Here is a 20,634-nt window from a genome sequence, read left to right as displayed (position 1 = left end):
GGCTGGCGGGTCGGGGAGGCTGGCGGGTCGGGGAGGCAGGCGGGTCGGGGAGGCAGGTGGGTCGGGTCGAAATTACTGGCAACGGCAACCCGAAATATGACGTCTGATCCGGCCTCCTGCCAGTCAATCGGGATGAAACGGCGCCTCGTCCCGCCGGATGACGGAACGACCGGGCCTGCGGCAGGCGGATGGCTGAATTTGCCCCATCCCGTCAGCCTGCGCCTGCATGGGCGATCACGTCAAGATCGGCCTTGGATGCGTCACCTGCGGAGCCTTGGCGTTCGACCCGAAACTCATCCTGATCTCGCGACCCGTCGGACGAGCGGCATGACGGCTGCGGCACAAAGGTGAGGTTTCAGCAGAAGCGATGACCGCCTCGACGGCCATTGCCGACCGCCTGCTTCGGGTGATCCAGGCGACGTTCTTTCCATTCCCCCAACCCCCTCCCCACGCTATCCTCGACACGACACCCATTCCCGAGGATGCCGTGCCGACCATGTCAGAGCCCATCTCCGCCTATCGTGTCCTGATCGTGGATGATCATTCCGTGGTGCGCGCGGGGCTGCGGCATCTGTTGTCGGAGGTGTTCGATCCGGTCGAGATCGTCGAGGCCAATGGCATCGCGGCGCTTGAGGTATTGCTGGACGAGGGCACGCGGTTCAACTTTGCGGTGATCGACCTGTATCTGCCCGATTTTCTGGGGCAGGACCGGCTGGACCGCATCCGCCGGCGGCTGGAGCCGGCGCCGGTGGTGGCCTTCACCATGTCGGAGAGCAAATCCGATCTGCGCGCCGCGCTGGCGGCGGGGTTGCGCGGCTATATCCCCAAATCGACCCATGACGAGGTGATCATCGGCATTCTGCGGATGATCCAGGTGGGCGGCACCTATTTCCCCTATGAGCTTCTGGCGCGCGATGCCGATGCCGGGCGGCCGTCATCCGCGCCGGCGCCGTCCGCGAACCCGCAACCCGCCGCCGGCGGCGAGGATGACGAGGGCGAAGCCGGCGGCGCGCTGACCGAGCGGCAGGCCGAGATCATGGACCTGCTGGCCCGCGGCCATTCCAACCAGCAGATCGGCGACGTGCTGGGCCTGAACCTGAACACGGTCAAGGGTCATCTGTCGCGGATCTTCCGGCAGATGGGGGTGGAGAGCCGGACCCAGGCGATCCTGAAATATCAGCGGATGCGCGGCGAATAGGCCCGTCAGCGGCTGGTTCAGCGGCCGGTGACGGTCATCGGGTCCAGCCGGTCGCGCAGACGGTCGCCCAGCAGGCAGACCGACATCGTGGTCAGCAGGATAAGCACCCCCGGCACGACCGCGATCCACCACGCGTTCAGCAGAAAGCCGCGACCGTCGCCCAGCATCTGGCCGAGCGAGGTTTCAGGCGGCTGCACGCCCAGCCCCAGGAATGACAGCGCGGTTTCCAGCAGGATGGTGCCGGGAAAGTTCAACGTCGCCTGCACCACCAGGGGGCCGGCGATATTGGGCAGCACATGGCGGGCATGGATGCGACCGGCCCCGGCACCGGCCATTTTCAGCGCCCGGACATAGCCGGCGCCGCTGGCACCGCGCACCAGATTGCGCGACAGCCGGGCATAGCGTTCCCAGCCATCCAGCCCCACCAGCAGCACGAACAGGATCAGGTCGTTGCCAAGGAAGGCGATCACCGCCAGCGCCAGCACGATCGATGGGATAGCCGCCTGGACATCGACCAGCATCATCAGAAGCTGATCCACCCCTTTGCGGAAATGGGCGGCAAGAAACCCCAGAACCGTGCCCAGAACCGCACCGATCAGGGTGCCGGCCACCGCGATCAGGATCGAGATCCGCGCGCCATGGATCACCCGCGACAGGATGTCCCGGCCCAGACCGTCGGTGCCGAGCGGATAGGCCATGCTGCCCCCGAACAGCGCCGGCGGGTGCAGCCGGGCACCGAGATTCATGGCCTTGGGGTCCATCGGTGCCACCCAGTCGGCGCCGATGGCGATCACGAGCATGAGCACCAGGAAGGCCAGCGCCAGACGCACCGACCATGGGGTGGCGTTGCGCCGGCCGCGCGGGGCAGTCGCGGCGACGACGCTTGCGGGGGCAGGGGTGCGGATGCTGCGGGTCATGTCAGCGCACCCGCGGATCGAGACGGGCATGGACGATGTCGGCCAGCAGATTGGCGGTGATCATGGCCAGCGCGATCATCAGGATGATGGTCTGCACCACAGCCAGATCGCGGGCCGCCACCGACTGCACCAGCAGCCGGCCGACACCCGGCCAGCCGAACACGCTTTCCACCACCACACCGCCGCCGACGATCAACCCCAACTCGAAGCCGAGGAAGGTGATCACCGGCACCGCGGCATTGGGCGCGATATGGGCGGTGAGGATCCGCAGTGGCGGCAGGCGCTTGCCGCGTGCCACCCGGATGTGCAACTGCCCCAGAACGTCGAGCACGGCGCCGCGCACGAAGCGCGCGAGCTTGCCGGCCATGGCGGTGCCCAGCGTCAGCGCCGGCAGCACCAGATGCGCGGCGGTGCCATGGCCCGAGGATGGCAGCACCCGCAGCCACAGCGCGAAGATGATGATCAGCACCAGCCCCAGAAAGAAATTCGGCATTGCATAACCGATGACCGCCGCCCCCATCACGCCGCGATCGGTGGTGCTGTCACGACGCAGGGCGGCGACGGTGCCCGCTGGCACACCGATCAGCAGGGCCAGCGCGAAGGCGGTGCCGCCGAGCAGCAGCGTCGCGGGCAGCCGTTCCGCCACCACCCCCAGCGCGTCGCGGCCATCGAGCATCGAGCGGCCGAAATCGCCTTCGAACACCGACAGCACATAGCGGACGTATTGCTCGCCGATCGGCCGGTCGAGGCCGAGTCGGGTGGCATAGGCATCGCGGATGCTTTGCGGTGCGTCTTCGGGCAACAGCGCGTCGAGCGGATCGCCCGACAGCCTGAGCACGATGAAGGTGAGGCTGATGCAGATCAGAACGGTTGCCAGGGTGCGGAGCAGGCGGATCAGCAGGGTGCGGGGCATCAGGGCTCAGACCTCGTCGAGACGGTGGCAGGCGGCCTGATGGCCGGGATGGGTCGCCACCATCCGCAGGCTGGGGCGGCTGGTGGCGCAGGCTGGCACGGCCCTGGCGCAGCGTGGATGAAATGCACAACCCGATGGCGGCGCCAGCAGGCTCGGCGGTTCACCCGCCAGACGCGCGCGCCGGCGGCGGGCGGCGGGGTGGGCGACCGGGATGGCGTCGAGCAGGGCGCGGGTATAGGGATGGGCCGGGTGGTCGAACACCGCCTCGATCGGTCCGGTCTCGACGATCCGGCCCAGATACATCACCGCCACCCGGTCGCAGAGATGGCCGACGACGCCGAGGTCATGGCTGATGAACACCAGCCCCAGGCCGTGATCGCGGGCCAGACCCGCCAGATGATTGACCACCTGCGCCTGCACCGACACGTCGAGCGCCGAGACCGGTTCGTCGAGCACCAGCACCGACGGGTTCAGCGCCAGCGCCCGGGCAAGCACCGCCCGCTGGCGCTGCCCGCCCGAGACCTCATGGGGCAGCCGGTCGAGCAGGCCCACCTCCAGTCCCACGGCCGCCAGCGCCTGATCGATCCGCTGGCGCCGCGCGGCCGCATCGATGCCACGGATCACCAGCGGCTCGGCCAGTTGCCGGCCGATCGACAGGCGCGGATCGAAGGCGCCGAGCGTGTCCTGAAAGACCAGTTGCACGGCAGCCCGGCGATCGGGCGTGAAGGGGGGCTGGAAGGGCTGCCCCGCGACATGAATGGTTCCGGCATCGGGTCTGAGTTCCCCGGCCAGCATCCGGCCGACCGTGGTCTTGCCCGAACCGCTTTCGCCGACGATCCCCAGCGCCTCGCCATGGTCGAGCGTCAGGCTGATCTGTGCGACGGCCGTCACCTGCTGCCGGCGCTGCCAGAGCCGGGCAGCCGGCAGGCTGAAAATCGCGGTCAGATCGCGGGCGTCGAGCAGCGCGGCACTCATCCCCGCACCCCGCAGGCGACCATGCCGCCACCGGTCACGCTGCGAACGGCCGGCGGCTGACGGCGGCAGGCATCGACTGCCCTGCGGCAGCGATCGGCGAAGCCGCAACCGGGGCCGCGCGCGGCCGGAGGCGGCACCTGACCGGGAATGGCGGCCAGGGCGGTGCCGCGAATGGCATGGCCAGGGCGGCAGGCCAGCAGGCCGGCGGTGTAGGGATGGGCTGCCTGATCGAAGATCCGGGCGACCGGACCGGTCTCCACGATCCGGCCGGCATACATCACCGCCATCTCGTCGGCGATTTCGGCGACCACGCCCAGATCATGGGTGATAAACAATACACCCATTCCGGTATCGGCCCGCAGGTCGAGCAGCAGGTCGAGAATCTGTGCCTGAATGGTGACATCAAGCGCCGTGGTCGGTTCATCGGCGATCAGCAGCGACGGCCGGCAGGCCAGCGCCATGGCGATCGCCACCCGCTGGTTCATGCCGCCCGAAAATTCATGCGGAAAAGCCAGGGCCCGCTGGCGCGCGCCGGCAATGCCCACCCGGTCCATCAGCCGCACGGCTTCGTCCAGCGCGCGGCCACGGCTCAGGCCGTCATGAACCATCAGGGGTTCGGCGATCTGCCGGCCGACCGGCATCAGCGGGTCGAGCGAGGCGATCGCATCCTGATGGACCATGGCGAGGCCGGCGGGCGTGCCGGCACCAATGGTGACGGCTTGCCCGGCAATTCGGGCACGGCCCGCCGTCACCCGCGCGCCCGGCGGCAGCAGACCCATCAGCGCCAGCGCCGTCAGGCTCTTGCCACAGCCGCTTTCACCGACAAGGCAGAAGATCCGGCCGGTATCGATCCGGATGTCCAGCCCCTCGACCGCCGCGCCGCCCGTCACCGATATGGTGAGGCCGCACAGATCGAGCGCCGGCACCTCGCCGCCGGATGGCGCGGGTTCTGCCGCCACCCGGCCGGGCATCGCCATCATGGTCATGAGAACGACAGGTTGTCGGGGCGGAAATCCATGTAGTAGAGCGGATAATGGGTCCAGTTGACCGCTTTCCGCTTGGCGAAGACCTCGTTGACGCCATACAGGATCGTGCCCGGTGCCTCATCCTCGAAGATATCGAGCAGGGCCTGAAAGGTCCGCCGGCGATCGGCCGGGCTGCGGGCCGCGATCAGCGCCGCGACACCGTCATTATAGGCGGTCGAGGCCCAGAAACCGCGCTTCTGCACCGCCGAATCCGGCCCCCAGGCGGGAATGACGCCGCCGCCAAGCGGATCGGGGAAGCGGAAGGCGGCCGAGATCATCCGCACATCGGCGCCGGGCTCCAGCGCCTGCTTCATGCTCTCGACGAACTCAAGCTCGACCGTCACACCGATCTGCGCCCACATCGCCTGAATGATCTGGCCGGCGGCCTCGGCGCCGACGTAATAGCCCGAGATCAGGCGCATTTTCAGCGGTTTGCCGTCGAAACCGCCCTTGGCCAGCAGCGCCTTGGCGCGCGCGGGGTCATAGGGGAAGTGCTTGCGATCGGGATCATAGAGCGGGCCGAAGGCCGGGGTCTGCAAGCCGTTCGGGCGGGTGGCGGCGTCACCCCAGACCGCGCGGCCAAGGGCCTGATAATCGATGGCATGGTTCAGCGCCTGCCGGACCGTCGCCTTGGCGACGCCGGGCCTGCGGGTGTCGTAGAACAGCATATGGACCAGATCCAGCGGCACCGACACCGCTTCGACATCGTCATAGCCATCGAGCTGCGACATCTGGTCGGGCAGCAGATTGGTGACGATGTCGTATTCGCCGGAGATCAGCCCGGCGATGCGGGTCGCGGCCTCGGGCACCACGTCAAGCCGGACTTCGCGGGCCGCGGGCCGGCCCATCCAGTAATCGTCATGTGCCGCCAGAACCAGCCGGGTGTCGCGGATGAATTCGGCAAGCTTGTAGGGGCCGGCGCCAATCGGATGGCTGCGCACGCCCTCGGCACCGCCGGCGGCATAGGCCTTCGCGCCGATCACCCAGCCGCCATAGCCGGCAAGCCGCTGGTCCATCACCTCGTCGGGCGCGCTGGTCACGATCTGCACGGTCAGATCGTCGATCCGGCGCAATGCGGCGATATGGCCGAACAGGATCCGGCCTTCGGGATAGGGCCCGTCCGGGCCGATCCGGGCCGGTGAGAAGGTCGCCAGAATGTCATCAGCCGACAGGATCGAGCCGTCATGCAGGTGGACATCGGGGCGCAGGGCCAGTTCCCAGGTCAGGTCGTCGACCCGGCGCAGGCCGGTCGCCAGTTGCGGCATCAGGGCACTGGTGCCGGGCATTGCCACCTCGGCCTTGAAGTCGCGGCGCAGGGCCGTGTCGAACAGGCAGGTGGTCTGGCGCAGGCCGATATTGGAAATGGTCTCCAGCGGCTCCAGGCTGGCGGGCAGGGCCTGAACCGCGACCCGCAGCACCGGCCGGCTGTCGCCGGCGGCCTGGGCAAGCGCGCCGGTGGCGGTGCCGGCCATCAGGCTGCCACTGCCCAGCAGGCCCCGGCTGACGAGGCCGCCCGCGGTCAGGCCAGTTCCGAACAGACGCAGCAGATCGCGACGATTGATGGTCATGGGTCGAATCCTTGAACAGCGGCGTGACGTCAGGTGAGGCTTGCGGTACCAGACCGGGCAAGCCGGTCGCGCAGCGCCGCGACACCGGGATAGGCCTCGGCATGGTCGAGCAGGTCGTGATCGGTCAATCCGGCCGGATGGCGCAGCGTGATCGCGTGGTCGTCGGGGGCGAGCGTCAGCAGGGCATAGCCGACGCGCTTGTCGCCGATCCGTTCCTGCACCGCATCGGGGATGATGAAGGCGGTGGACGGCATCCACAGATGCTCCACCCCGCCACGGTGCAGCCGCCGCGCCTGATGGGCATGGCCCGAGATCACGAAGCGCAGGTCGGCCCGGTCGAGCAGTGCCAGCAGCCGCGCCCGTGGCGCCGCCGGCACATAGCGGACATGAATTTCGGTGTCGTCGGGGCCGTCGCGAAACAGCGGCTTGTGCAGGAACAGACCCACCGGCCGGTCGGCGGTGGCAAGGACCATGTCCAGCCAGGCGAACTGATCGGCCTCGGCATCCAGACCGCTGCCCAGCAACTGGGCATTGATGCCGATCAGCCGGAACCCCGCCAGATCGCGCTGCCAGCGATCGGGCCCGAAGGCCGCTTCATAGGCGGCGAGGCGGGCGGGCAGCACTGGGCTCGACACCGCCATGTCGGGGGCGGGTGGATTGTCCCCCAGATCATGATTGCCGGGGACGACGAGCAGCGGCGCATGCAGGCGGGCCAGTTCCGCCAGCGCCTGGGCGTGTTCGGTCGGATCGCCGGCGCCATCGACGGTGATGTCGCCCAGATGCACCACCAGATCGGGGGCATCGGCGTTGATCAGCCCGGCCAGCACCCGCCAGTTGGCGACGAAGGCGGTGGCGCGGTCGGCCAGATGAGTGTCTGAGACAAGGGCGATGCGCATCTTGGGGGCTCCCGGGTGGGCCGGCGGGGGGCCGCATCCACGGGTATGCCGGGAACGCGACCCCATCGCATCGGCGGCGGTGACGGGCCGACCATAAGCGGTCATGATGTCAGCGCCGTGACCGCCTTCGAACGCTGCCCGAAACCGGTCGCGAAACTGTCATCTCTCCACCCGGGCTCCGCTTGCGATGTCGACCGAGCTGACCGTGGCGCGCATTCTTCAGGTCACCGAACGCCTGATGGCCACCACCGACGATCCCGATCAGATCACCGTCCGGCGGATCGCCGTCGAGGCAGGGGTCGCCATGTCGGCGATCAGCTATCATTTCGGCTCGCGGGACGATCTGATGGTGGCGGCGATGGCCCGCTGCTACACCCGGTTCAACGCCGAACGGCTGAACCTGCTGCAAGCGGCGATCGATGGCGCATGGCCGGCGCCGCCGCGGCTAGATGCGGTGCTGACCGCCCTGCTGGAGCCATCGGTGCGCTGGCGCTATGACCCGTCATCCGATTACCGGGTGTTCTTGAACTTCCGCGCCATCACCCGCCACAGCGCCAATCCTGATCTTGGCCGTGACATATCCGAGAATGTCGAGCATCTGAACCTGTTCGCCGATGCGCTGGCAAAGCTGGCGCCGCATCTGACCCGTGCCGAGATCGGCTGGCGGCTGCATGCGGCACTGGGTGTGCGCGACAATGTGCTGCGTAAGCGCACCCGGCTGAAGGCGTTGGCGGGCGACGCCATCGATATCGACGATCCCACCCGTGTTCTGGCCGAACTGGTGGCGATGATCCGGGGCATGTTTCTACGGGATGCGTCGGTGATGAGGCCGCGCCCGCGGCCCGGGCGGCGTGGCGATTGAACCGGCGGAACCGATCGCAGGATTGCCTCCTGCACATCATATATTGATGCTAGGATGATGCGGCCCACACCGATGAGCAGGGGATGCAGACTGATGCACACCGGCCCCAATACACGATCTGGTCATGGTCATCGAAAGACCGAGACGGTGTCCTTCCGCCTGGATTCGGCCTTGAAGACCCGGTTGACGGAATTGGCGCGGCGGGATCAGAAGTCGCTGGGGGATGTGCTCAGAGACCTTGCGCGGCATCGTGTCGCCTTGACTGAAGACGATGCCATTTTTGCCAGTGAAGTGGATCGTCAGTCCCGGCTGATTGCTGCCCGTGCGCAAGATCCGCAGAGCGCAGAAGCTGAAATGATGCAGTGGATTGATGCGGCTGCCGATACACAGGGCTGGCAGTGAGGCGTGGCGACATCGTCACCGCCGCCGCATCCGGCGATTACGGCAAGCCCCGGCCTGCGCTGATTATCCAGCATGACCTCTATGCGGCATTGCCGTCGGTGACCGTGCTGCCGTTGACCAGCTTTCTGGAGGATGCGCCTCTGCTGCGCATTACCATTCAGCCTGACGATAAGAACGGCCTGAAGAAGCCATCTCAGGTGATGGTCGACAAGATCGTGACCCTGCCGCGTGCCAGGATCGGCGTGGCGATCGGCCGGATCGACGTCGAGACATCTGCCGCGGTCGATCTGGCACTGCGTCGCTTCCTCAATCTGCCGGCATATCCCGGCGCTGGCGGGCTTTGAGTGGCGGTGCGAGCGCCACCGTCAGCATGAACCGCGCGCCATGGCCCGGCTGGCTCACGAGGGTGAGGTCGTGTTCCAGGATCTCGGCCATCCGCCGCGCGATCGACAGACCGAGGCCGACGCCGGTTGAACGGTCGCGGCGGGCATCGTCGATCTGGGTGAATTCGGCGAAGATCCGCTCCTGATCGGCGGGATCGATGCCGGGGCCGGTATCGGTGACGGTAAAGCGTATGGCATCCCGGCCGTGCAGTGCTGTGGCCTCGGCGGTCAGGGTCACCATGCCTGCGGGGGTATAGCGCACGGCATTGCCCAGCAGGTTGCGCAGGATCCGGCCGGTCATCACCGGATCGGTCAGGATCATGGTGTCGGGGGCGATCGACAGCACCACGCCGAAGCCCAGGCCCTTGTCCTCGGCCAGCGGCTCGAACTCCCGCGCCAGATCGTCGATCAGCCGGGCGGCATCCACCGGCTGGATCTGGGGTGTCACCGATCCGGTATCGAGGCGGGCGGTGTCCAGCAGATTGCCCAGCATCTGGCGCATGCCCGACAGCGCCTTGCGCATATCGTCGATCGGGGCGCCCAGCGCCGGGTCGCGGTTGCGCCGGGCCAGCGACCCCAGCAACAGGCGCAGCGACTCGATCGGCTGCAACAGATCATGGCCCGCCGTCGCCAGGAAACGGGCCTTGGCGATATTGGCCTGCTCGGCGCGGTCCTTGGCCTGACGCAGTTCGCGGGTGCGGCCGGCAACCTCGGCTTCCAGCCCGTCGGCCGAGGCCCTGAGTGCCGCCGACGCGGCTTCCAGATCGCCGATCCGGCGCCGGGCGGCATTGGCCATCGGCTGGAACACAAGCGCTGCCTCAAGGGCCAGGGTCAGCAGGGTCAGCATCAGCAGCGCGATATGCAGGTCGTGCAGCCGGTCGACCGAGGCTTCGCCCTCGGCCTGAAACCGCGCCACCACCCGGTCGAGCTGGGCCAGAAGCTCACCCGGTCCTTCGGTCAGGACATGGGCGACGGCGGGATCATCGCGCGGCACCGGCGCGCGCGGATCGGCCAGCACGGTTTCCATGGCGGCCAGATAGGCCCGCACCCGCCGGTCGATCGCCGCCGGCTCTTCGTGGAACAGCTCTGCCATGCCGGTCGACAGGCCCAGATCTGCGCCGCTGCCCGATCCGCCGGCCAGCAGCGCCAGATGATTGGCGCGCATCTGCGCGATCACCTCGGCCAGCCGCAGACGGGCGTCGCTGTGGTCGGCGGCGGTCACCGGATAGGTCAGCCGGCCGACATAGAGCGCGCCGCGCTGTGACAGAAACCGCTGCTGGCCACTGACATTGATGATGCCGGCAGTGGCGCGCTCGCGGCTGATCACCTGGGTCAGCACCACGAAAGACCCGATGGCGAGCACGGCCACCAGCCCCAGCGCCAGCCGATAGCGCAATGCCATCCGTGTCGGATCGCCGCCGTCGATCTTCATGACATGGCCGTGGTCATGGATGGTGCCCGCGCGCGGCCCACAATGCGCGGGCCTGCGCTTCCGCCCCGGCCGGAGAGGCAGCACGGCCGGCGATCCTGAGCGCCACCGCCGCGGTGCCGATCACCGTTGCCTCGCCGGCCTCGTCCCGTGCCTCGCCGCGCCAGACGGCGGCCAGATGGGCCACATCGTCACGCTCGGTGTCGCGGGCTTGCGTGGCGGCATCGATCAGCGCCGGCCAGTGCTCAACGCCGGTGGTGCCGGCATCGACCAGTCGCAGATCCACCGGCTTGAACGGCCGGCGCTCGCCTTCGCCGCCGGCCCCCTTCACCACACCCAGCCGCCGCCCGGCATCAAGCAGCAGGGCGGCGGCGGCGTGGCTGTCCAGATAGCCCGGATGAAACACGCCGATCAGGGTTGCGGGCGCATTCAACGGGTTGAGGTGGCGAACCAGCGTGTTGACCGGGGATCGCAGGCCCAGCACCGCGCGCAGATCCAGCAGGGTCTTGAGCGCCGGACATAAATGCGCCAGCGGCAGATAGGCGAAGCCTGTGGCGGCAAGCTGCCCCGACGCGTCATCCAGGTCGCGCGCCGGCGCCAGCCCCAGCGCCGCCAGCCCCTGCATGGCGCCGGCGCCGCCGGTCTGAAGATCATTGTCGCCATGCATCAGCACCGGCACACCGGCCGCACCGATCAGCCGCGCCGCCAGCAGATACCATGGCAGGCCGCGGGTGCGGCCCGCCGCATAGCTGGGCCAGTCCAGCGCCGGCACCGGCGCATCGGCCGGCGGCGGGCCGATATGGGCGCGGGCGGCATCGACCAGCCCGGCCAGTTCCTCGGCGGTTTCCCCGCGATAGCGCATCAGCAGCAGAAAGGCCCCGGCCTGCACGTCCAGCGCCTGACCAGTAAGCAGGGCGCCGAAGGCATCGCATGCCTCGTCGCGCGTCAGCGGCCGTGACCGGCCCGGGCCGCGCCCGATGATGCCAAGGGCGTTGGCCAGGGTGGAGATGCCGGCCTGCGTGGGTGTGGTGGGGCGGGTGTCGGTGGTCATGATGGTCTGGCGGTTCCGGCCTGGGAGGTGGGATCAGGCGACCCGGCGGTCATCGGCGGCGGTGGCGCCGGCCATCGCCGTCGCCGCCAGGGCCTCTCCCACCAGTATCGTCACCGGGCCGTCGGCGTCGAGCCCCGCAAGTGCCGCCGGCAGATCGGCCAGTGTCGCGGCGACATGACGGGCTGTGGCGCGGCCTGCCCATTCCACCGCAATGGCGGGCTCATGGGCGGGGCGGCCACCCGCGATCAGGGCCGCGGCAATCGCCCCGGCCCGGTCGCGGCCCATATAGATGGCGATCGTGCCACGCGTGGCGGCCAGTGCCGCCAGATCGTCCGGCAGGCCGCCTTCGGCATCATGGCCCGCCACCAGGGTGACCGCGCGCGCCGTGCCGCGCAGGGTCAGCGGCCGGCGCAGATAGGCGGCTGCGGCCGCGGCGGCGGTCACACCCGGAATGACATGGGCGGGGATGCCGGCTGCATCCAAGGCGGCCAGTTCTTCATCCAGCCGGCCGAAGATCGCCGGGTCACCCCCCTTCAGGCGCACCACATGCAGGCCGTCGCCGGCCAGCCTGACCATCAGCGCCGAGATTGCGGGCTGGCGCATGGCATGGGCGCCGCAGCGCTTGCCGACCGGGATCCGGCGTGCCTCGCGGCGGCCGAGTTCCAGGATCGCCGGATCGGTCAGCGCGTCATACAGGATGACGTCGGCGGCCTCGATCGCGCGGGCGGCATCGCCGGTCAGCATGCCGGGGCCACCGGGGCCTGCGCCGACCAGATCGACCCGGCCGCAGCATGTGGTGGCCGACCCCCGCAGCCCGGTCAGAACATCGTCGACCAGGGCTGCCGCATCCAGGCCCGGTGCCGCCGGCCGGTCGAGGATCAGCGCCGCCGCCTGCCGCCACAGCGACCGGCGGGCGCCAGGATCGGTGACCAGCCGGGCAATGCCGGCGCGGGCGGCACCGGCTGCCCTGACCCGCGCGCCCAGATCCGCCGGCAGCAGGGCGTCCAGCCGCTGGCGCAGCACCGATGCCAGGGCCGGAAACCGGCCACCGGTATGGATGGCGATCGTCAACGGCCCGCGCCGGACCATGGCCGGCAGGCTGATGTCGCCGAGATCCGGCCGGTCGACCGCATGAACCAGCACGCCAGCGTCATGGGCGGCCTGTGCGATCGCATGGGCAAGCGATGCCGACAGTTCCGGCGCGATCACCACCAGCCGCATGCCCTGAAGCCGGGGCAGGCGGGTCGGATCGATCGGGGCGATCTCGGCCGATGCCATGCCGGGCAGGGCACGCAGATCAGGGCAGGGACCATTGGCATCTGCCGGATCGGCGAAGACCCGGGGCCGGGCGCCTGCCGCGATCAGCAGCGCCAGCTTGGCGGCGGCACCGGGGCCGGCACCGAAGACCGCCACCGGGCGGTCGCGCAGGATCAGCGCCACCGGCAGGTCGCCGCCGTCTCCAGGCAAGGGGGCACCAGACGCGCCGGCACCGGACGCGCCGGCGGCATGATCAGGCAGTGACGAGGTCATGGGCCAGCAGCTCCCGGATTGCGCCCCGGCACGAGCCGCAGCCCCCGCCGGCGCCGGTGGTTTCGGTGATGCGGTTCAGGCGCGCCGTCATGTCGCCGCCGGTGCCGGCAGCGGCAAGAATGGCGCTGCGGCCGATGCCGGCACAGGCACAGACCGCCGGTTCCGCCGCGACGCCGCCGTCTCCGGCCGGATCATGATCGGCCAGCAGGGCCAGCCGCAGCAGCAGCGGTGCCGAGGGTCCGCGATCCGCCGCCGGGTCCAGCAGCCGGGCCAGACTTGCCACCGCCGGCAGGTCGTCGTGGCGGGGCGCCAGCGCCATCACCGCGGCAATGCGCCCGTCGCTGCCGGTCCAGGCGATCCGCATCCGGCCACGACCGCCATCGAACAGCTCGATCGGCGGGCTGGTGTCGATGGCGGCACCGAAGCCGCGCGCCAGCCGGTTGGCCAGCGATCGCCAGCCATCGGCATCGGCGGGCCGGCCGTCATCGGCGGCCATGATCAGCGCGCGTCCGGCCTCGACCGCATGGCGGGTCCAATAGCGGGGCAGGCGCACGCCGCGGCGCAGCGGTGCCGCCGTGCTGCGATCGACCAGAATGCCGGCCCAGTCGGCTTGCCAGCGCTCGACGCGGATCGCTGCATGTTTCAGCTCCGGCTGCCCGGAGAGCGGATCGGTGACGGGCGATGCGATGCGGCCGATCGCGGCCTCGGCCGCAAAGGCATCCGACCAGTGGATCGGCGCAAAGGCCTCGCCCGGACGCTGGCCGGCATCGATCATCACCCGCAGCAGACAGGCGCCACGCCGCCCGGTGACGGTGGCGATGTCACCATCCTGCACGCCTGCCGCCGCCGCATCGGCGGGATGCAGGGCCAGACACGGCTCAGGGCTGTGGGCGGCCAGCCGCGCCGCGCGGCCAGTGCGGGTCATGGTGTGCCATTGATCGCGCAGCCTGCCGGTGTTCAGCACCAGCGGAAAATCCGTGTCCGGCTGGTCATCGGGCCGGCGATGGCGGACCGCCATCATCCGCGCCGCATCGCCGCTAAGCGTCAGGCGCGCGGTGCCGGCATGGCCCAGTGGCCCGTTCCGTGACACCGGTACTGGCCATTGCACAGGGGAGAGCGCGTCATACCCCTGCCGCCCCAGCCCGGCAAGGCCGCCGATGTCGAACCGCCGGCCGAAGTGCTGCGCGGCTTCGGCCGACAGGCGAGCGTGTTCGTCGAAGATCTCGGATGGGTGCCGCCAGTCGAAGGCGTGGCCGAAACCCAGCCGATGGGCCACGGCCTGGATCAGCCGCCAGTCGGGCAGAGCGTCGCCGGGGGCCGGCAGAACCGCGCGCTGGCGGCTGATCCGGCGTTCCGAATTGGTGACGGTGCCATCCTTCTCCGACCAGCCGGCGGCGGGCAGCAGGATATGGGCCAGCGCCTGGGTATCGGTGCCGGTCACGCAATCCGACACCACCACCAGGGGGCATCGCGCCAGTGCCCGGCGGAACCGGCCGGCATCGGGCAGGCTGACGGCGGGATTGGTGCCGATGATCCAGATCGCCTCGATCCGGCCATCCTCAAGCGCATCGATCATCTCGACCGCCTTGATCCCGGGACCGGTGGCGACCGTATCTGTGCCCCAGAAAGCGCCGACCATGGCGCGCTCGGCATCCGAAAATCCCAGATGTGCGGCCAACTGGTTGGCGAGGCCGCCGACCTCGCGCCCGCCCATGGCATTGGGCTGGCCGGTCAGCGAGAATGGCCCGGCGCCCGGCCGGCCGATGCGGCCAAGGGCGATATCCAGGTTCAGGATCGCATTGACCTTGTCGGTGCCGGCGCCGGACTGGTTCACGCCCTGGCTGAACAGGGTGACGGTGCGGTCGGTGGACAGCACCATATCGGCGAAGCGGTGCAGGCTGTCGGGGGTGAGCCCGGTCAGGTCCGCGGCGACGGCAAGATCGGGCGTGTCGGCGCGGGCGGCGACCAGCGCATCGGCAAGCCCGATGGCGGGCGGGGCCGCGATCAGGCCGCGCCGCACCGCTTCGACCAGCAGAAACTGATACAGCGCCACATCGCCACCCGGCCGGATCGGCAGATGCAGATCGGCGCCGGCGGCGGTTTCGGTGCGGCGGGGATCGATGACCACCAGCCTGGTGCCACGGCTGCCGCGGGCATCCATCAATCGGCCGAACAGCACCGGATGACACCAGGCGGCGTTCGACCCAACCAGCACCGCCAGATCGCAGCCATCCAGATCGTCATAGGCGCCGGGCACCAGATCCTCGCCGAAGGCCCGGACATGACCGGCCACCGTCGACGACATGCACAGCCGCGAATTGGTGTCGATATTGGCGGTGCCGAGGAAGCCCTTGGCCAGCTTGTTGGCGGCGTAGTAATCCTCGGTCAGCATCTGGCCCGACAGATAGAACGCGACCCCCGACGGTCCGTTGCGCGCCAGCGCCGCCGCAAACCCCGCCGCCACCCGGTCCAGTGCCGCATCCAGCGCCACCGGCCGGCCATGCAGCCGGGCGCGGGTCAGCCGCCCGACGCCGCCCAGCGTGTCGGCCAGCGACCGGCCCTTGCCACACAGCCGGCCGCGATTGGCCGGATGATCGGGGTCGCCTTGGACGGGCGCCAGGCCGCCCAGCCCATCCGGCCGGGCCAGCACCCCGCAGCCCACCCCGCAATAGGGGCAGGTCGTGCGGGTGGCGGCCATGGGCGGCAGGGCGGTCATTCCGCCGCCTCGGTCATGGTTGTGACGGGACCGGGCATGACAGGATCGGGCATGACGGGGGCGGGCATGATCGCGGCGCCGGCCGGTGCGGCCGGGCTCAGCGGCCGCAGCCGCACCAGCACCCGGCCATCCACCGTCACCGCCACCGGATAGCGGGTCACGCAATCGCGATCGGGTGCTGCGGCCCGGCCGCTGTCCAGGTCGAACACCCGGCCATGCAGCGGGCAACTCACCGACCGGCCGTGAACCATGCCGTCGGCCAGCGGTCCCGCCTTGTGCGGGCAGGCATTGTTGATCGCGGCCGGCAGGCCCTGGGCCGGGCGGAACACCGCGATGCTGCCGCCGGCATGGCGGATCACCCGTGCACCGCGCAGCGGCAACTGCTCGATGCTGCCGCAGTCGATCCAGTCGGTCATGTCGCTGTGGCCGGTGTCGATGAGCGCGTTCATGCTGTCGTCTCCTCTCACTCGGCCGCCGCGCGGGCGGGCAGGTCGATCGCTGTGAATTCGGCCGTCGGCCGGTCGACCAGAGCGGCCCATGGGTCGTGGCGGGCATGGACCTGCGATGCCTGGAAGCGCGCGGCCAGCGCCTTGCGCCCGGTCGCATCCTCCACGATCACCGACAGCACCCGATCGATGCCGATCCGCTCGATCCACGGTGCCGTGCGCTCCAGATAGCGGGCGTCCTCGCGATAGAACTGGATGAAGGCCAGGCAGATCTCGATCGCCTCATCCTCGGTCGCAACCTTGGTGAGCGCATCGGTGCCGCGCAGATGGATGCCGCCATTGCCGCCGACCACCAGCTCGTAACCGCTGTCGACGCAGACCACGCCGAAATCCTTGATCGTGGCCTCGGCACAGTTCCGCGGGCAGCCCGACACCGCCATCTTGAACTTGTGCGGCATCCAGGCGCCCCAGGTCAGCCGTTCCAGCCGCACGCCCAGCCCGGTCGAATCCTGCGTCCCGAACCGGCACCATTCCGATCCGACGCAGGTCTTCACCGTGCGCAGGCCCTTGGCATAGGCATGGCCCGACACCATGCCGGCCGCATTCAGGTCGCGCCACACCGCCGGCAGATCCTGTTTGCGGACCCCCAGCAGGTCGATGCGCTGGCCACCGGTGACCTTGACGGTCGGGATGTCGTATCGGTCGACCACATCGGCGATGGCCCGCAATTCGCTGGCCGAGGTCAGCCCGCCCCACATCCGCGGCACCACCGAGAAGCTGCCATCCTTCTGGATGTTGGCATGGACCCGTTCATTGACGAAGCGCGAGGCAGGATCGTCGATGCCGGCGCCGGGATGGGCACAGAGCAGATAGTAATTCAGCGCCGGCCGGCATTTGGCGCAGCCCTCGGGCGTTGTCCAACCCAGGGCAGTCATTGCCTCGATCGCGGTCATCGGCGCCAGATCGCGCACCGCCGCCCGCAGGCTGTCATGACCATGGCTGGTGCAGGCGCAGATCGCCGGATCAGCATCCTCGGTCACAGGCGGTGCCGCATCGCCCAGCGTCAGCCCGATCAGCGCCTTGACCTGGCCGGTGCACGATCCGCAGGATGCCGACGCCTTGGTATGGGCACGCACCGCATCGATCGTGGCAAGGCCATGTTCGCTGATCGCCTGGGTGATCGCGCCCTTGCAGACACCGTTACAGCCGCAGATCTCGGCATCGGCGGGCAGGGCTGCGATCGCGGCGGTTGCGGCATCCATGCCGCCGCCGGCGGCACCCATGGTGGCGAAGGCCGGGCCGAAGATCAGCCGGTCGCGCGCCTCGCCCAGCGGTGCCGCCTTGCGCATGGTCTCGAAGAACCACGGCCCGTCGGCGACATCGCCATACATCACCACGCCGACCAGCCGGTCGTCGCGGATCACCAGCTTGCGATAGGCGGCACGGCCGGCATCGCGCAGCACGATCTCTTCGGCCGCCTGATCGGTGCCACCCAACTCGCCGGCCGAGAACACATCGACACCCGATACCTTCAGCCGGGTCGCCGTCGGCCGGATCGCGAAGCCCGGACCATCGATGCCCGCCAGCCGTCGCGCCAGCACCTTCGCCTGATCGTAGAGCGGTGCCACAAGGCCGAAGGTGGCGCCATCGAACTCGACACATTCGCCCAGCGCGTCGATATGCGGGTCCGATGTGGCAAGGCCGGCATCGACCTGGATGCCGCGCCCGACGGCCAGCCCGGCATCGCGGGCCAGCGTGGTCTCGGGCCGGATGCCCACGGCCATCACCAGCAGCTCCGCCGGCAGCACGCGGCCATCGGCCAGTTCCAGGCCGCTGACGCATCCGGCCGCGTCGCCAAGGATCGCGCGGCTTTGTGTGGCGGTGGCAAGGGCGATGCCGCGCCGGGCCAGGGCTGCCGCCAGCAGGCCGCCGGCCTCGGCATCCAACTGGCGTTCCATGACGGTGGGTGCCAGATGAACCACGGTGACCGCCATGCCGCGACCGGCAAGGCCGGCAGCGGCTTCCAGCCCCAGCAGGCCGCCGCCGATCACCACGGCGGGCGCGCCGGGGCGCGTGCGTGCCAGCATGGCGTCGACATCGCCGAGGTCGCGGAAGGTGACGACACCGTCGAGTTCAGCCCCCGGCAGCGGCAGGCGGATCGGCTGCGATCCGGTGGCCAGAACCAGACGGTCGTAGCCAATCACCCGACCGGTGCCGGTGGTGACATGGCGGGTCTGGCGGTCGATCGCCGCGACGCCGTCGCCGGCATGCAGGGCGACGGCGTGGGTGCTCAGGAAATCCGGGTCCAGCAGGCGGATCGCCTCGGGTGTCTTGTCGCCGGCCAATACCGGCGACAGCATGATCCGGTCATAGGGCGCGTGATGTTCGGCGCCGATCATGGTGATCCGATGGCGACCCGGTGCCAGGGCCACCAGATCCTGCACCAGCCGGGTGCCGGCCATGCCGGTGCCGACGACGACGATGTGGTCACGGGGACGGACGGGCGCGCGGGAAGGAGTGGGGTTCACGGTCATGGCATCACGCTCCAGGGTCATTCCGCCGCGACCGGCAGCAGGTCGGCCACCATGTCGTCGGCATCGCTATCGACATCCGGCTCCGGCTCGTCGCCCTGCAGGAAGGACAGCATCTGAACCCGTGCCTCGATGAAAACCGGATCGCGCAGCACCCGGGCCCGCTTGCGCGGCCGGCTGAGCGGGATGTCGACGATCTGCCCGATCCGCGCGCCCGGACCTTCCGACATCATCACCACCCGATCGGCCAGAAGGGCTGCTTCGTCGACATCGTGGGTGACCATCATCACGGTCATCTTCAGATCGGCCTGAATGGCCATCAACTCGTCCTGAAGCCGGGCGCGGGTGAGCGCGTCGAGCGCGCCGAAGGGCTCGTCCATCAGCAGCACCGCCGGCCGCATGGCCAGCGCGCGGGCGATGCCGACCCGCTGGCGCATGCCGCCCGACAATTCATGCGGGAAACGGCGGGCGGCATGGTCCATCCGCACCAGCGCCAGATGATCGTCGACCAGACGCGTCCGGGCGGCCTGATCCATCGCCTTGCGGTGCACCTGATCCACGGCCAGCGCCACGTTTTCGTGCACGGTCAGCCAGGGCAGCAGGGCATGCGACTGGAACACCATCGCGCGGTCGGGGCCGGGTTCGTCGACCAGCTTGCCATCGACCAGAATGGCGCCGCGATCGGGGGTGATCAGCCCGGCCACGATGTTCAGCAGGGTGGATTTGCCGCAGCCGGAATGGCCGATGACCGCCACGAATTCACCGCGCGCGACCTTGAGGTCGATGCCGCGCAGCACCGGCCGGACACCGTCGCGGGTGGTGAAGTCCAGGTCCACGCCTTCGATGGAAAGATGGGTCGTGCTCATGACAAGGCTTCCTGTACCGGGAGAGGCGAGGCGGGGGCGGAGGGGGGGATCGCTGAGGGGGAGGGAGGTCAGCCGGCATGGCTGAGGCGGCGCTGGATCGCGGCCATGCCGGCATCCAGGGCGATGCCGGCCACGCCGATCAGCACGATGGCGACCAGGATGCTGGGCACCGACAGGTTGTTCCACTCATCCCAGATGAAGAAGCCGATGCCGATGCCGCCGGTCAGCATCTCGGCCGCCACGATCACCATCCAGGCGGTGCCAAGCGACAGCCGCATGCCGGCCAGCACATAGGGCAGGGCCGAGGGCAGCAGGATGCGGCGGAACATGGCCAGCCGGCTCAGACGCAGCACCCGGCCGACCTGGATATAGTCCTGCGGCACGGCGCGCACGCCGGCGGCGGTGTTCAGAATGATCGGCCAGATGCTGGTGATCACGATCACGAATACCGCCGACGGATCGACCGCGCGGAACAGCAGCAGGCCGATCGGCAGCCAGGCCAGCGGGCTGACCGGGCGCATGATCTCGATGAACGGGGTCAGCGCGCGGGTGGCGGCCTGGCTGGTGCCGACCAGCAGCCCCACCGGCAGGCCGATCAGGCAGGCGAGCGCGAAGCCCGACAGCACCCGCGCCAGCGAATACAACAACTGCCACATGATGCCCTGGTCGCCGGGCCCTGCGATGTAGAATGGGTCGGAAAACAGCGCGATGCCGTGGGAGACGGTCTCGGACACGCTGGGCAGGTCGGTTGCCACCGTCTGCTGAACCAGCGTCCAGGCACCCAGCAGGACGAGCAGGGTGACGAGCGGCCAGACCACCCGCTCGGCCAGGTCGCCCAGCCTGTGGGCGATGCCGGCGGGGGCGCGGGCGGGCGTGTCGGCGGTGGTGGACGTGGCGATCTCTGCCATGGTCGTGCGGTCCTCGGG

18 protein-coding genes are annotated in these 20,634 nt (G+C 69.5%); 4 read left to right on the top strand and 14 right to left on the bottom strand.

From position 1 onward, the window contains the following. Window positions 1-496 precede the first annotated feature (496 nt). A complete protein-coding gene (locus IEW15_RS01530) occupies window positions 497-1,198 on the top strand; it encodes a response regulator transcription factor (RefSeq protein WP_188574195.1) in 702 nt (233 codons plus the stop codon). A 17-nt stretch (window positions 1,199-1,215) separates the two neighbouring features. Here IEW15_RS01530 and IEW15_RS01525 read toward each other — a convergent pair whose 3' ends face one another. The 6 genes from IEW15_RS01525 to IEW15_RS01500 are packed head-to-tail and all read right to left on the bottom strand — an operon-like array spanning window position 1,216 to window position 7,492. Further along, complete coding sequence (locus IEW15_RS01525; RefSeq protein ID WP_188574194.1) at window positions 1,216-2,115, bottom strand: ABC transporter permease; 900 nt, start codon at window positions 2,113-2,115, stop codon at window positions 1,216-1,218. Between the two features lies 1 nt (window position 2,116). Further along, window positions 2,117-3,028, bottom strand: coding sequence for an ABC transporter permease (locus IEW15_RS01520; RefSeq protein ID WP_188574193.1), 912 nt, complete (start codon window positions 3,026-3,028; stop codon window positions 2,117-2,119). Window positions 3,029-3,034: 6 nt separating this feature from the next. Then, window positions 3,035-4,003, bottom strand: coding sequence for an oligopeptide/dipeptide ABC transporter ATP-binding protein (locus tag IEW15_RS01515; RefSeq protein ID WP_188574192.1), 969 nt, complete (start codon window positions 4,001-4,003; stop codon window positions 3,035-3,037). Then, window positions 4,000-4,989, bottom strand: a complete 990-nt coding sequence (locus IEW15_RS01510; protein WP_229707737.1) for an ABC transporter ATP-binding protein — start codon at window positions 4,987-4,989, stop codon at window positions 4,000-4,002. Before IEW15_RS01510 ends, IEW15_RS01515 begins: the two co-directional genes overlap by 4 nt. After that, the gene (locus IEW15_RS01505) at window positions 4,986-6,596 is read right to left on the bottom strand and encodes an ABC transporter substrate-binding protein (protein ID WP_188574191.1); all 1,611 of its coding nucleotides are present in this window, start codon (window positions 6,594-6,596) and stop codon (window positions 4,986-4,988) included. The genes IEW15_RS01510 and IEW15_RS01505 overlap by 4 nt, the downstream gene beginning before the upstream one ends. A gap of 29 nt (window positions 6,597-6,625) precedes the next feature. After that, entirely contained in the window at window positions 6,626-7,492 is an 867-nt protein-coding gene (locus IEW15_RS01500) for a metallophosphoesterase family protein (protein WP_188574190.1), read from the bottom strand. A 187-nt stretch (window positions 7,493-7,679) separates the two neighbouring features. Between IEW15_RS01500 and IEW15_RS01495 the strand changes: the two genes are divergently transcribed. The 3 genes from IEW15_RS01495 to IEW15_RS01485 all read left to right on the top strand — a co-directional run bounded on the left by IEW15_RS01495 (window position 7,680) and on the right by IEW15_RS01485 (window position 9,100). Beyond that, entirely contained in the window at window positions 7,680-8,354 is a 675-nt protein-coding gene (locus tag IEW15_RS01495; RefSeq protein WP_188574189.1) for a TetR/AcrR family transcriptional regulator, read from the top strand. Between the two features lie 93 nt (window positions 8,355-8,447). Beyond that, entirely contained in the window at window positions 8,448-8,756 is a 309-nt protein-coding gene (locus IEW15_RS01490) for a ribbon-helix-helix protein, CopG family (protein ID WP_188574188.1), read from the top strand. Then, the gene (locus IEW15_RS01485) at window positions 8,753-9,100 is read left to right on the top strand and encodes a type II toxin-antitoxin system PemK/MazF family toxin (protein ID WP_188574187.1); all 348 of its coding nucleotides are present in this window, start codon (window positions 8,753-8,755) and stop codon (window positions 9,098-9,100) included. The genes IEW15_RS01490 and IEW15_RS01485 overlap by 4 nt, the downstream gene beginning before the upstream one ends. On the opposite strand, the gene IEW15_RS01480 is transcribed toward IEW15_RS01485, so the two are convergent. The 8 genes from IEW15_RS01480 to ntrB all read right to left on the bottom strand — a co-directional run bounded on the left by IEW15_RS01480 (window position 9,063) and on the right by ntrB (window position 20,616). After that, entirely contained in the window at window positions 9,063-10,571 is a 1,509-nt protein-coding gene (locus tag IEW15_RS01480; protein ID WP_188574186.1) for an ATP-binding protein, read from the bottom strand. The genes IEW15_RS01485 and IEW15_RS01480 overlap by 38 nt on opposite strands. A gap of 13 nt (window positions 10,572-10,584) precedes the next feature. Next, on the bottom strand, window positions 10,585-11,619 hold the full coding sequence (locus IEW15_RS01475; protein WP_188574185.1) for a glycosyl transferase family protein: 1,035 nt from the start codon (window positions 11,617-11,619) through the stop codon (window positions 10,585-10,587). Window positions 11,620-11,652: 33 nt separating this feature from the next. Continuing rightward, window positions 11,653-13,149, bottom strand: a complete 1,497-nt coding sequence (gene cobA / locus IEW15_RS01470; protein WP_188574184.1) for a uroporphyrinogen-III C-methyltransferase — start codon at window positions 13,147-13,149, stop codon at window positions 11,653-11,655. Further along, complete coding sequence (locus IEW15_RS01465) at window positions 13,130-15,865, bottom strand: nitrate reductase (RefSeq protein WP_188574183.1); 2,736 nt, start codon at window positions 15,863-15,865, stop codon at window positions 13,130-13,132. The genes cobA and IEW15_RS01465 overlap by 20 nt, the downstream gene beginning before the upstream one ends. Beyond that, the gene (locus IEW15_RS01460; protein ID WP_229707736.1) at window positions 15,862-16,314 is read right to left on the bottom strand and encodes a nitrite reductase (NAD(P)H) small subunit; all 453 of its coding nucleotides are present in this window, start codon (window positions 16,312-16,314) and stop codon (window positions 15,862-15,864) included. The genes IEW15_RS01465 and IEW15_RS01460 overlap by 4 nt, the downstream gene beginning before the upstream one ends. A gap of 14 nt (window positions 16,315-16,328) precedes the next feature. Beyond that, entirely contained in the window at window positions 16,329-18,845 is a 2,517-nt protein-coding gene (gene nirB / locus IEW15_RS01455; RefSeq protein WP_229707735.1) for a nitrite reductase large subunit NirB, read from the bottom strand. A 17-nt stretch (window positions 18,846-18,862) separates the two neighbouring features. Then, window positions 18,863-19,708 carry an ABC transporter ATP-binding protein gene (locus IEW15_RS01450; RefSeq protein ID WP_188574181.1) on the bottom strand — a complete coding sequence of 282 codons (846 nt, stop codon included), beginning with the start codon at window positions 19,706-19,708 and terminating at the stop codon, window positions 18,863-18,865. A 68-nt stretch (window positions 19,709-19,776) separates the two neighbouring features. Beyond that, window positions 19,777-20,616: a nitrate ABC transporter permease gene (gene ntrB, locus IEW15_RS01445; protein ID WP_188574180.1), complete on the bottom strand. Its 840-nt coding sequence runs from the start codon at window positions 20,614-20,616 to the stop codon at window positions 19,777-19,779. Window positions 20,617-20,634 lie beyond the last annotated feature (18 nt).

The organism is Tistrella bauzanensis (assembly GCF_014636235.1).
In the GTDB taxonomy this organism is placed as follows: Bacteria; Pseudomonadota; Alphaproteobacteria; order Tistrellales; family Tistrellaceae; genus Tistrella; species Tistrella bauzanensis.
The sequence above is the reverse complement of the archived record's forward strand: the minus strand, read 5'-3'. Positions and strand labels throughout refer to the sequence as shown.